At 59.7% G+C, this 13,474-nt stretch carries 6 protein-coding genes; 5 read left to right on the top strand and 1 reads right to left on the bottom strand.

Annotation, left to right across the window (positions count from 1 at the left end):
- The first annotated feature begins 234 nt into the window (after nucleotides 1-234).
- From Q666_RS61410 to ftsH, 5 genes are all read left to right on the top strand, one after another.
- Nucleotides 235-4,953, top strand: coding sequence for an ATP-binding protein (locus tag Q666_RS61410; protein WP_023002173.1), 4,719 nt, complete (start codon nucleotides 235-237; stop codon nucleotides 4,951-4,953).
- Between the two features lie 26 nt (nucleotides 4,954-4,979).
- Complete coding sequence (locus Q666_RS61405) at nucleotides 4,980-5,672, top strand: DUF4336 domain-containing protein (RefSeq protein ID WP_081713402.1); 693 nt, start codon at nucleotides 4,980-4,982, stop codon at nucleotides 5,670-5,672.
- A 269-nt stretch (nucleotides 5,673-5,941) separates the two neighbouring features.
- Nucleotides 5,942-6,985 carry a Fe(3+) ABC transporter substrate-binding protein gene (locus Q666_RS61400; protein WP_023002175.1) on the top strand — a complete coding sequence of 348 codons (1,044 nt, stop codon included), beginning with the start codon at nucleotides 5,942-5,944 and terminating at the stop codon, nucleotides 6,983-6,985.
- A 319-nt stretch (nucleotides 6,986-7,304) separates the two neighbouring features.
- The gene (locus Q666_RS61395; RefSeq protein ID WP_023002177.1) at nucleotides 7,305-8,993 is read left to right on the top strand and encodes an iron ABC transporter permease; all 1,689 of its coding nucleotides are present in this window, start codon (nucleotides 7,305-7,307) and stop codon (nucleotides 8,991-8,993) included.
- Nucleotides 8,994-9,098: 105 nt separating this feature from the next.
- Complete coding sequence (gene ftsH / locus Q666_RS61390) at nucleotides 9,099-10,925, top strand: ATP-dependent zinc metalloprotease FtsH (RefSeq protein WP_023002178.1); 1,827 nt, start codon at nucleotides 9,099-9,101, stop codon at nucleotides 10,923-10,925.
- A 28-nt stretch (nucleotides 10,926-10,953) separates the two neighbouring features.
- On the opposite strand, the gene Q666_RS61385 is transcribed toward ftsH, so the two are convergent.
- The gene (locus Q666_RS61385) at nucleotides 10,954-13,122 is read right to left on the bottom strand and encodes an EAL domain-containing protein (protein WP_031269795.1); all 2,169 of its coding nucleotides are present in this window, start codon (nucleotides 13,120-13,122) and stop codon (nucleotides 10,954-10,956) included.
- Nucleotides 13,123-13,474: the final 352 nt, after the last annotated feature.

The raw sequence follows: 13,474 nt of genomic DNA, 5'->3' as shown, positions 1-13,474 counted from the left end.
TGTCAGGCGGGTATCCTGAAATCCTTCCATGCCAAAAATTCGTAACACGACGATGGCATTCCGGCAAACTTGTCCGGTCGGATTAACCACGCCTTCATGTAACCCCTTTAGCAACCTTGCTTTACGTGGACTGTGTTGGAGATTGCTTGTATTAACGGAGTGTTTACCACTTTGGGCAAATCCGGCCGCCACGCACCCGTCAACCGGTGTTGCAGACCAGTTTGGAGCAGAGCCATGGACGAACAAACCCTATCATTCCTGGAACTGACTGCCATGGATGATCTGGTTCAGCTTGTCGCCGACAAAAGGGCAGCCTGGCTCTGGTCGGCCGATGGGGCGCGTATTCTATGGGCGAATGCTGCCGGTGCTTCCTTTTTCTCCGCACAGTCCGTAGCCGACCTGGCTAACCTGACGTCGCTCGAGCGCTCACCCGCCCGTCCGCATATCGCCCGCATTGCCGAATCCGGCCCTACAGACAAGTTCAGCATCGACCGGCTGCGGTTTTACCGGGGTCTCAGGGTCATGCTGCTGACCTGTCAGTGCATGCGTATCGAGCTGGAAAACGGTGAAGCCGCTGCCCTGATTGTGTGCGGTGACAAGGGTCTGTCCATGACGAAAGACCCGGTGCCGGCTTTTGCACAGATGTTGCGTGCCGATGATGCCACCGTGTTCGTAACGGATGCCGGTTCGGTGGAAGGCTGCTTTGGCGAACTGAAAGGAACACCGGAAGACCTTGACCTGCCGGACGGACAGACGGCGCTTTTCGGTCCTCTGGAACTCGATGGTGACTTTCATGAGGGCGTTGTTCTGAAGGTGACGGACCGCCAGAAGCTGGTGGTCCTGGAAAACCTGCCTCTGGCGGATCCCGGCACAGAAGCCGGGGAAGACAGCTCTGAAAGCGCGCAAGAAGCGGACGCCTCCGCAATTGAAGCCGGGCTGTTGGCCGCAGGCGTTGCCGCCGGAGCTGCAGTTGCCGCTGACACTTCGTCCGCGGACGAGGAAACAGTTTCCCAGACCGGTGAGGACGACGCCGGTTGGGTACGGGCCGACGAAGACGAGTTTGAAACCGCTGACAATATGGCCGCAACGCAGGCCGCCCCTGCCCCACCCGTTGAAGAACCTGTTGAGGAAGACCTCGACGACCTGGCTGCCAGTGAGCAATCCATTGCCGCTGGTGTTGTCACCTCAGACGACATCTCCCCGATGGATGCCGGAGAGGCGGACCTTGACGCCGCGTTGTCCGACCTGGAAGAGATTGAAGACGACGACGACGAGACGGCAGAAGTCGTCTCGGCCGATGCTGAAGAGGACGACGGCCTCGAAGAACTCGACCTCGAGGAAAGTGTCCTTGAGGAGACGACCGCCAAAGTCGTGGCCGAAGACACCTCTGATGACGCTGCAACGGAAGGTGGGGACGGCTTTGTCTTTCAGCCACGGCGCAGACCTGTGCGCTTTGCCTGGAAGATGGACATCGACCAGCGCTTCACCTTTCTGTCCGACGAGTTTGCCGAAGTTCTTGGCCCTTCCTCAACCGACATTATCGGTCTGACCTGGAAGGAAGTGTCCGACGCTTTCGATCTCGATCCCCGTGGCCATATTGCGCGGGCACTCGACCGACGCGATACCTGGAGCGGAAAGACAATCGACTGGCCGGTCTCCGGTGCGGACTTGCGCGTACCTGTCGACATGGCCGCCCTGCCCGCCTTCGACCGGAACCGGAAATTCGAAGGCTATCGCGGCTTTGGAGTTTGCCGGACCGCGGATGCCGTGCCGGAGCATGGCAGCCAGCCCTCCGGCCCGACGCTGGCCGTTGTCGGGGCATCCGACACTGACATTGACACTGACAGGGACGAAACCGGACGCGACACACTTGCGGAAGATGAAGCCAGCCACGCCGCAGAAACGCTGCAGGAAGACGCGCCCGGTGCCGAAGCTGCCGATGTGCCCGTGACGCCAGAGGTGGAAGGTGACATTGCCACCGCGGGCGATGACAACGGACATGAAAACGTCAGCTCTGAAACAGGTGATGAAACGACAGATACATCGACTGGTGAGGCTGGTACCGATGAAGCTGGTTCACCAGACGCAGCAGAGCAGCAGGCGACCGCGGAGGCAGCAGCCAAGCTTGCGGAATTGAAGCCGGCAAAACCGGATTCTTTCGCGGGCAAGACCTTTCTTGGCGCAAGTGCGGCTGCTCTCGTCGGTTCCCTGGCAAAGTTCACCGGCAAGGCCCCGCAGCGCCCGGCAGACCCGCCGGCAAAGGCAGACGCGCCCGCCAAGGCGGATACCCGACACCTTGAAGCAGACACGTCTCCAGAGGACGTTGCCCCGGATGCCGACAAGGATTTCGACGATCTGCCCGGCGCAGCTCTCGACAGCAAGTTCAAGGCCCTGGAATCCGGTCTGCAAGATGCACCGGAAGACGAAGCTCTTCCCGAGGAAAGCGACGTTCCGGAGACTGGCGAAGACCAGCCCGTCTCCGGCAGCGATGAAACCGCTCCTGAAGACGGCGCAAGCACTGAGGACACCGGAACTGCAACCGACGAAACGGACGATGCGCCGGAAACAGTCGTCGATGACGCCGATGCAGTAGCTGATGACGAAGACCCTGAAGACGAGGTCAGCGACACAGGAAGCGAAGACACCGCCATCGATGATGACGACACTGAGCTGGCAGAAGAAAACGAAGCGGACGCCGACAGCGAAACCGATGCTGCGAGCGACGAGCTGACCGGTGAAGAGACAGGGGACACCACCACAGCCGTTGCAGTGCCCACTCCAGCGAGTGCCGAACCAACCGGTATCTCCGGGCCAGCGGCGCTGAAACCGGCTGAAATCGAAAGCGCGGTCAAGTCGCTCGCCAAGGCTTACAAAGAGGCGGAAAAGAAGTCTCGCGACCTCTTTGAGGAAGAAGAAGACCCCACGGCCCCGGAAGACGACGACATGTCGTCCATAGCCGTCGCAACTGCCGAAAGTGACGAGGACCAGCAAACGGGAACCGATGAGGCTTCGGCTGGCGACGAAGATCTGTTCGAGCCCGAGCCTGCCTTTGAAGACACCCATTTCGATCTTGTTGAGGAGGAAGACCGCGAGATCGAAGCCGTGGCTGCGTCATTGGAAACGGACGATGCGGCTGAAGAGCGCGAGTTCTTCGAAGAAACCGCTGCCTTCGAGAGCGAGGACAAGGCTGCCGAAACCGCCGACGCCGATGAGCCGGCCGAACCGAAACCGACAGGCCAGGTCATCCCGCTCGCAACGGTGAAACCGCGCGTTGTTCCGGTGGATACCTCCGGTCTTTCCCGGCCCGAACGTCAGGCCTTCCGCAAGATCGCCGAAGCCCTTGGAGCACGGCTGGAGGGCGACCTTGAAGATTTCGATGCGCCCGATCCGGTGGAACCGGTCGAAGAGCTGCCGCCCGAAGTTCCGGAAGCCGGCCCTATCGACCCGAGCCTCCTGGACCGCCTGCCCATCGGCATCGCCATTGCCCATGACCGGGAAGTTCTCTACGCCAACAAGGCGCTGCTGAGCATGCTTGGCTACAAGTCGATCACCGCGCTCTCCGAGGCCGGCGGGTTGGAAGCACTTTTCATCGACGATGCGGAAGAGCTGCCGGACGCCGAAGGCATGGATGGTGAAGTCGACGAGACCATGAAGATGCGCCTGTCGGATGGCGGTGTCCTCAACGTCGACGCTCATATGCATTCCGTTCCGTGGAACGGCACGCGCGGTCTGATGATTTCCATCACCGAACGCAAGGCCAAGCCGGCACCTGCAACCGCTGCTCCGTCTTCGCCGAACTTCTTCGCGGAAGTCCGCTCGGAACTTGATAGCGCGCGAAACCAGATCGCCGAGATGGACACCATTCTGGAAACGGCGACCGACGGCGTTCTCGTGCTTGATCAGAACGGCACGATCCTGAAAGTGAACGGCTCCGCGGAGGCGCTTTTCAGCGCCAACCGGTCCGACATGATCGGAGCGCCCTTCACGGATTTCCTGGCACCCGAAAGCCACCGGGCGGCGGCCGACTATCTGGACGGATTGTCCCGCAACGGCGTTGCCTCGATCCTGAACGATGGCCGCGAAGTGCTTGGCAAGGTTCCGACCGGCGGGCTCATCCCGCTGTTCATGACCATCGGCCGGATCAGCGGCAACAAGGACGACGCCAAATACTGTGCGGTGCTGCGCGACATCACCCAATGGAAGACGGCAGAAGAAGAGCTGACCCAGGCCAAGCGCCAGGCTGAAAACGCCAGCTCTCAGAAGTCCGATTTCCTGGCGAAGATCAGTCACGAAATCCGCACCCCGCTGAACGCGATCATCGGCTTTTCGGAAGTCATGATGGAAGAGCGCTTCGGCCCGATCGGCAATGACCGCTACAAGGACTATCTCAAGGATATCCGCACATCCGGCTCGCACATCATGAGCCTGATCAACGATCTCCTGGACCTGTCCAAGATCGAGGCGGGCAAGCTGGATCTGAAGTTCTCCGCCGTCTCGACCAACGACGTCATCAACGAATGCGTTGCCCTGATGCAGCCGCAGGCCAACCGGGAGCGTGTCATCATCCGTGCCAGCCTGCCGGAATCCGTGCCCGATGTCGTGGCTGACCCGCGGTCTCTGCGCCAGATCGTGCTGAACCTTCTGTCCAACGCGATCAAATACAACAAGTCCGGTGGGCAGGTGATCCTGTCGACCGCACTGGAAAGCAACGGCGAAGTCGCGCTGCGGGTTCGCGATACCGGCACCGGCATGACAGCCAAGCAGCTGGCAGCGGCGCTTGAACCGTTCCGGCAGCTGCATACCTCCAGCCGCGGCGGTGGAACCGGGCTTGGCCTGCCGCTGACCAAGGCACTGGTGGAAGCCAACCGGGCCAGCTTCCATATCGATTCCACGCCGGATCAGGGCACCCTGGTGGAAATCATCTTCCCGACACAGCGGGTGCTTTCGGAGTAATGCCGGGCTCCGGACAGGAGAGCGCCTTGGTTGAAGTCGACAGCAATATCTGGATCCTTGAAGGGGACACTGTCTCCTTCTACGGATTTTGTTACCCGACCCGATGCGTGATCATTCGCCTGCCGTCCGGCAAGCTGTGGGTCTGGTCACCCATCGCCTTGACGCCGGCGGTCCGGCAGCAGATCGATGCCCTGGGAACCCCGACACATCTCGTCAGTCCCAACAAGATCCACCATCTCTTTCTGCAGGACTGGAAGGCGGCGTGGCCGGAGGCCAGGCTCTGGGGACCTCAGAGCACCATTGCCAAGCGTACGGACCTCGCCTTCGAACCGGCGCTGGACGAGGCGGTGCCAGATGCATTCGAAGGCGTCATCGACATGGTGCGCTTTTCCGGTTCTCCGGTGATGGACGAGTTGGTGTTTCTGCACCGGCCCTCGGCAACCGTCATCCTGGCAGATCTCAGCGAGCATTTCTCGCAAGGTTTTTTGCACCGGCACTGGAAACCCTGGCAGCGCTGGATTGCCGGTCTATGGGGTATTGTCGAAGGCAAGGGCTATGCGCCCCTGGAATGGCGGCTGAGCTTTTTCGACCGCCGAAAGGCCCGAACCTGCCGGGACAGGATCCTTGCCTGGTCACCGGAAAGGGTGATCATGGCGCACGGCGTCTGGCAGCCAGGCAATGGCACAGCCTTCCTGCGGCAGGCGCTTGCCTGGGTGTGACAGTTTTTCACGCCAGTCGGTAACGCGTTCGTGATCAGTCTTTCAAAGCGAGCTTCAATGACCATCAGACCTAAAGTCGAGTCTTAAACTCCTGTATTCTCACCGGTTTTCGGCAAAATAGTGGAATGCAATCCTCCAGTTAGTTTTGAATCATTCTAAAGTATTGATTTTGCTAGATTTATTGACTTGAAGCCCTGCTAACGACATATTCCCGGCAAGCTTCGGACCCCGCGTCCGAGCAACAAGAACCATATCAACGGGAGAGTTACATGAATTCCACTTTCCGCATCCTGGCAGGCGCTGCCCTGCTGTCTTCGGCAACCCTTACCGCTGTACCCGCATTTGCCGACGGGGAAGTGAACATCTACTCCTATCGTCAGCCTTATCTCATCGAGCCACTGCTCGACGCATTCACCAAGGAAACCGGCATCAAGACCAACGTGGTCTTTGCGGCTGAAGGCCTGGGCGAGCGTATTGCGGCAGAAGGCGCCAACTCTCCGGCCGACGTTCTCTTGACCGTCGACATCGGGCGCCTGGACGGTGCCAAGCAGCTCGGCATTTCACAGCCGGTTGTTTCTGAAATCGTCAATGCAAACGTACCGGCAGAATTCCGCGATCCGGAAGGCCACTGGATTGGCCTGACCAACCGTGCCCGCGTGATCTACGCTTCCAAGGAACGCGTTGACCAGGACAGCATCACCTATGAAGAACTTGCCGATCCGAAGTGGAAGGGCCGCCTTTGCACCCGCTCCGGTCAGCATGTGTACACCGTCGGACTGGTCGCCTCGATGGTCGCCCATCATGGTGCGGAAGAAACCGAAAAGTGGCTTGAAGGCGTTCGCGACAACCTTGCCCGCAAGCCTGCCGGCAACGACCGCGCCCAGGTCAAGGCCATCTTCGCCGGCGAATGCGACATCGCACTCGGCAACACCTATTACATGGGCCTGATGCAGACCAACGAGAAGGAACCGGAACAGCAGACCTGGGCCGACAGCGTCCGCATCCTGTTTCCGAACACCGACGACCGTGGCAGCCACGTGAATGTTGCCGGCGTCATCCTGACGAAGAACGCACCGAACCAGGACAATGCGGTCAAGCTGATCGAGTTCCTGTCCTCCGATGAAGCGCAGCAGATCTACGCCGAAACCAACCATGAATATCCGGTCAAGCCGGGCGTCGCGGTTTCCGAGCGCGTTGCAAGCTGGGGCGAGTTCAAGAAAGACACCCTGTCACTCGCCGACATTGCCAAGAACCGCAAGACCGCCAGCGAGTTGATCGACGAAGTCGGCTTTGATGACGGCCCGGCCTCCTGAGGCCATATCGACAAAAAAGACGGGCGCCGCATTTTGCGGCGCTTTTCTATTGAGAGCATGGAAGGCGGACTTTCAAACTATTCTGGGGCCCGTCATTGCCGAACTTGATCCGGCAATCCATGCCATTCCCTGTCGACAAAATTCAGAGGTGACGTCGATCCGATCCTCAACGGCATGGATGCCATGGTCGAGCCATGGCATGACGAAAAGAAAGCCACCGCAAAAATTCAGGTCACGCCTCGGGATCTCTTGGCTTTTGCATTTTCCGGGTTTTGCCTATAGAGCTTCCTGCGAACCATTCTCAAAGAAATGACAGGCCTTGCTGCGCACGCCCACCCTCACTTTTGCTGACCGTTTCTGGCAAATTGCATCGCTGGCGATTGCCACGCTGGTGCTGTTGCCATTGGCGGCGATCGTGTGGATCGCGCTGACGCCGACGGGCGAAGTCTGGGGCCACCTTCTGACAACGGTTCTGCCTGGCTCCCTGCAGACGACGGTTTTGCTGATGCTCGGGGTCGGCCTGACCACAGGCATCACCGGCGTTGCCACGGCCTGGCTGGTGACGATGTGCAATTTCCCGGGAAGAAAGGTCCTCGACTGGGCTCTTCTGGTGCCCCTTGCGGTGCCGACCTATATCGTCGCCTTCGCCTATGTCGAAGTGCTCGATTATACTGGGCCGGTCCAGAGCCTGATCCGCACGCTTTTCGGTTTCAAGACGTCCAGAGACTACTGGTTTCCCGAAATTCGCTCACTTGGCGGCGCCATATTCGTCATGGGGGCGGTGCTTTACCCTTATGTCTATCTGACGACCCGGGCGAGCTTTCTGATCCAGTCCGCCTCGACGCTGGATGTCTCGCGTACCCTTGGCGCTTCGCCTTACGGGTTGTTCTTTCGTGTCGCCCTGCCATTGGCACGCCCTGCCATCGTCATCGGCATTTCGCTTGCCTTGATGGAGTGCCTCAACGATATCGGCGCGGTGACATTCTTCGGCGTGAAGACCCTGACCTTTTCCGTCTATGACACCTGGCTGCACCGTTCCAGCCTCGGTGGCGCAGCCCAGCTCGCGCTGGCCATGCTGGTGATGGTGTTCCTGCTATTGTGGCTGGAACGGTTCGGGCGGCGCAAACAGCGCTTCGACAGCGGCGGTGGCTCCAAGCACCGGCCACCGACACGCTTCGAACTTGGACGCTGGCAGGCTGCGCTTGCGTTGCTGTTATGCCTGACGCCGGTCTTTGTCGGCTTTGTGGTTCCTGGCCTGCTGCTTGCAGACCTGGCCAGCCGGCGCCTGGACGGTTTTTGGGACAGCGGTTTTCTGGATGCTGTCTGGAACAGCCTCAGCCTCGCTGCCATTGCAGCGCTGATCACCGTGCTCATTTCCGTTGCCCTGGCCTATGCCCTGCGTCTCAACCCCAGGGGTCCATTGAAGTTTGCCGTCCGGCTTGCCTCGATCGGTTACGCCATTCCGGGCACCGTTCTCGCCATCGGCATTCTGGTGCCGTTGGCCGGCTTCGACAATTTCCTGGATGCCCGCATGGAAGCCTGGTTCGGTATCAACACCGGCCTGCTACTGCTGGGGAGCGGCACCGGCCTGGTGTTTGCCTATGTGGTTCGCTTCCTTGCAGTTTCTTACGGCCAGGTCGAAGGTGGCTTCGGCCGGATCACACCTCATCTCGACATGGCGGCGCGCACGCTTGGCCGCAACAGCGGTCAGACCCTGACGCAGATCCACCTGCCGATCCTGAAGCCGGTGCTGTTGTCCGCAGCCCTGCTCAGCTTCGTCGATTGCATGAAAGAGCTGCCGGCAACGGTTCTCCTGCGTCCGTTCAATTTCGAAACCCTGGCAACGACCGTGTTCGAGGCCGCCTCGCGCGAAGCCTTTGGCGAAGCGGCCCTGCCCTCGCTTGCCATCGTTCTGGTCGGCCTCATCCCGGTCATCTACCTCGCCCGTTCCAGCGCCTCGTCCTTCCGCACGCAAACGTCCAAGCGGCAACTGGAGCCGGTCGTCTGAACCAGGGCAGCCATGCCACCTCGTGCCCACCTCGTGCCTTGACAGCCTCCGGGCGAACCGCGTCAATGGCGGCATAGTTCAGACGATTGCCGGGACAGTTTCACGATGGAAAAGAAACACCAGATAAACCTTTGGTACGCCTTCATTGCCATGATGCTGGTGCTGATGTTCCAAAGCTGGTGGACCACCTACAAGACCGTCGAGCAGATTCCCTACAGCCAGTTCGAGCAGTACCTCAAGGACGGAAAGATCGAGGAGATCGCCGTCAAGGAGAACTTCATCGAAGGCAAGTTCAAGGCGGAACTGAAGGACGGCAAGCAGTATTTCGTCACTACGCGCGTCGAGGTTCCGCTCGCCGACGAACTCAGCAAGTACGACGTCAAATACACCGGCGTCGTCCAGAACACCTTCATTCGCGACATCCTCTCCTGGGTGCTGCCGGTCCTGCTGCTGTTCGGCCTCTGGATGTTCTTCATCCGCCGGTTTGCCGAAAAACAGGGTCTTGGCGGCATGATGACGGTCGGCAAGTCAAAGGCGAAGGTATTTGTCGAAAAGGACGTGAAAGTCACTTTTCAGAATGTCGCCGGAGTGGATGAAGCCAAACGGGAACTGAAGGAGATTGTCGATTTCCTGAAGGAACCAGCTTCCTATGGCCGTCTGGGGGCGCATGTGCCCAAGGGCATCCTGCTGGTTGGCCCTCCGGGCACAGGCAAGACGCTTCTGGCGCGCGCCGTGGCCGGTGAAGCCGGTGTGCCGTTCTTCTCGATCTCCGGCTCCGAATTCGTGGAGATGTTCGTCGGCGTCGGCGCCGCGCGGGTTCGAGACCTCTTCGAGCAGGCCCGAAAGGCCGCTCCTGCCATCATCTTCATCGACGAGCTGGACGCACTGGGCCGGGCGCGTGCAGCCGGCCCGATGGGCACCAACGACGAGAAAGAACAGACGCTCAACCAGCTTTTGACCGAGCTCGACGGGTTTGATCCGTCCAGCGGCATCATCCTGCTGGCAGCGACGAACCGGCCGGAGATCCTCGATCCAGCCCTCCTGCGCGCCGGGCGCTTCGACCGGCAGGTGCTGGTCGACCGGCCGGACAAGATCGGCCGGCGCGCGATCCTCGATGTCCACGTGAAAAAGATCAAGCTGGCCGCAGATATCGACCTCGATCAGGTGGCCCAGCTAACAGCAGGGTTTTCCGGCGCCGACCTTGCGACGCTGGTCAACGAGGCGGCCCTTCTGGCAACACGTCGGCAGGCGGATGCCGTTACCCTGCTGGACTTCAACGAGGCAGTGGAGAGGGTGATTGCGGGACTGGAAAAGCGCAGCCGGATCCTGTCGGACAAGGAACGAAAAACCGTCGCTTTCCACGAAATGGGCCATGCCCTGGTTGCCGCCAACCTGGAAGGCTGTGATCCGGTGCACAAGATCTCGATCATCCCGCGCGGCATCGGCGCGCTCGGCTACACGATGCAGCGGCCGACCGAGGATCGTTTCCTGTTGTCCTCTCTCGACCTGGAAAACCGCATGGCTGTCCTGATGGGCGGCCGGGCGGCAGAAGAGATTGTCTTCAACGAGATCTCTACCGGCGCTTCCGACGACCTGCAGAAAGTGACCGAAGTCGCCCGCGACATGGTCATGCGATACGGCATGGATCCTGACCTTGGCAATCGCGCCTATGCCACCCAGCGCCAGAACTTTCTCGGCCAGCCTGCCGGAGACGTTGCCGAGGTTTCCGAACAGACCCAGCGGGAGATCGACCTTGCCATCAAGCAAAGGGTGGAAGCTGCCTTCCAGCGCGCCAAGGCGCTCCTGAACAGCCATCGCGGCGAACTGGACGAAGGGGCTTCATTGCTGCTCGCAAAGGAAACGCTGACCGATCAGGACTTCCCCGCGATCCGCCCCCTTGCCGAACGCCGGAAGACCGAGGCGGCGGAGTGAGGCCGGTTCGTGTCAACGTCCAATTGCCTTACGCGGCGAACGTGCTGCCATCTTTCGGCTGTGCTCCGGCGGCCAGGCGCGGATGGTTGCCATCCATCAGAAATGCCTTCGACCAGGCTTCGAAATGTTCTACCGGCATCGGCCGCGCGAACAGGAAGCCTTGCGCAGTCGTGCAGCCGTTCTCAGCCAGGAAAACGTGTTGTTCTTCCGTTTCGACGCCTTCGGCGACAACCTCGTAATTGAGGCTTTTCGCCATTGCCAGAATGGTTTGAACGATCGAGCGGCTGTGATGGTCATCGGCAAGACCGCTGATGAAGCTTCGGTCGATCTTGAAGGTGTTGAACGGCAGACGCTGAAGATGCGCCAGACTTGAATAGCCGGTGCCGAAATCGTCTATCGCAAAGGTAATGCCGGCTTCCAGAAGCGGCTTTGCCGCCTCCGAGATTCGCTCCGGATCCCCCATGGCAACGGTCTCCGTCACCTCGAGCTGCAGCAGCTCGGCCGGAAAGCCCGTGATTTCCAGAATATCGAGGACGCGGGCGGTGAAGCCCGGCTTTTCAAGTTGGCGAATGGAAACATTCACGGCCAGTGGCAGACGTTGACCATGATCGAGCCAGACCCGACCCTGTCGGCAGGCCAGTTCCAGCACCCTGTCACCCAGGCGCGTGATCAGATCGCTTTCTTCGGCAACATCGATGAAACATCCCGGTGCCAACAGGCCACGTTCGGGATGGTCCCACCTGGCCAGCACTTCGGCACCAACCACCCTCAACGTGGCGCAGTCGATCTTGGGCTGAAAGGCGATGGTGATCTCGTCCGACAGAAGGGCCCGTTTCAGTTCCGCTTCCAGACGGATGCGTTCGTGAGAGCGCGAATCGCGCTCGATCTCGTTGAAGAAGCATGCACGGTTGCCGCCGGTTCGCTTGGCCGCATACATGGCAATGTCCGCGTTCTTCAGGATGGCGGTGTAGTCCTCGCCGTCATCCGGATAGGTCGAGACGCCGATGCTGGCCCCAACGGCCATTGTCAGACCGTTGATTTCCAGCGGTTGCTCGACGCATTGCACCAGTTGATCCGCGAGTGTGTAGACGTTGGACATGGGCTTTTCAGCCGGCAGGACGATGGCAAACTCATCACCGCCGAGCCTGGCGACAAGTGGTGAAAAAGCCGTCTTGCCTGCCGCAACCTTGTCCGAGGAGTTCAGCAAGCGCTGCAGCCGCGCCGCCACTTCCTTCAACAGTGCGTCGCCATGATCGTGTCCGTAGCTGTCATTCACCCGCTTGAAGCGATCAAGGTCAATAAACAGAACGGCCATCCGGACCGGCGTGCCGTCCGTAAGCTGCATGTTTGAATTGAAATGCTGACGGAAGCTCTCCCGGTTCGGCAGCCGCGTGACCGGATCCACATAAGCAAGCTCGTGAATGCGGGCCATGTTGTTCCGAATGGTTCCGACCATGTCTCGATAGGCGCGGGCGAGAACACCGATCTCATCGGTTCGTTCGACTGGGAAAGGCGCGTCGAAATTGCCGGCACTGACCGTGTGGGCAGTCTGGGTCAGCGCCTTGATCGGCCGGACGAAATTTTCCGCAAAATGAAACGTCACCGGAATACAGAATATCAGGAGCACCAGGGTGATGACGATGTTCCGTCCCCAGATGGCGAACAGCATGCCGTTGGCCTGAAGCCGTTTGACCGACACCAGCGCGACCCCGAGAACCGGACTGTCTGCCGTCTCGCGCACCGGCAAGGCTATTTCGATCCTGTCTCCGGTCTGGCGGATCTGATCGAGCCCGGTTTGCAGCGACAACGTGATCAGCGGATGCAGGTCCATTTCGTCGAAGTAGCTCGTGTCCGGATCGCTGTCGATAGTGACCGCACGCGCAGGATCGTGAACCTGCGCCAGGTCGACCACGCCGCTGCCGGCAATGCTTTCCAGTTCCTGTTCAAGGATCAGATAGTGGTGGTTGGTCAGATGCGGTACGGCCAGTCGGCTGACGGTCGCCCCGATGGCCCGCGCGTCCGAGACCACCCTTTGCTCCTCGTCCCGCAGGTCCAGGTAGCTCGCCACCATGATCATCACGACCGAGAGCGCCAGAAACAGGCCGGCCACCAGCAAGACAAAGCGGGTGCGCAGGCTGGGCAGCCAGGTCGACAGGACTTTTATCAGCTTTGAGACAGCCCCATGCGTTCCAGGCACGCCAAACACCCCTTGCGAATACCTGAACACCATACAGAACAAGTCTTGAAGGTGGATTGAAGAAGGTAAATACCGACGACCAGATCGCGTAAACACTGATCTGTTCTTTAGCCGGGAAATCGTCTTTCCCGGCTTTTAAAGGATAACGGGTTATCTATGCTTGATTTATGCGGATTAATCGCAAATCGATCTATTAACGAATTTGGAAATTTCCTCGGCAATTCTACGAATTGGTTCCAATTCGGGACAAATTGCGCCTGCGACACGTTCAAACAGTCTTTTTTTATTGAAAAAATCGACGAGCTGGCTGAAGCAGCCATGAAAAAAGGTGCCTGCGGGACCGCAGGCACCT

Source organism: Labrenzia sp. C1B70 (assembly GCF_000475395.1).
In the GTDB taxonomy this organism is placed as follows: Bacteria; Pseudomonadota; Alphaproteobacteria; order Rhizobiales; family Stappiaceae; genus Roseibium; species Roseibium algicola.
Note: the sequence above shows the minus strand (reverse complement) of the source record. Positions and strands in the feature narration are given on the sequence as shown.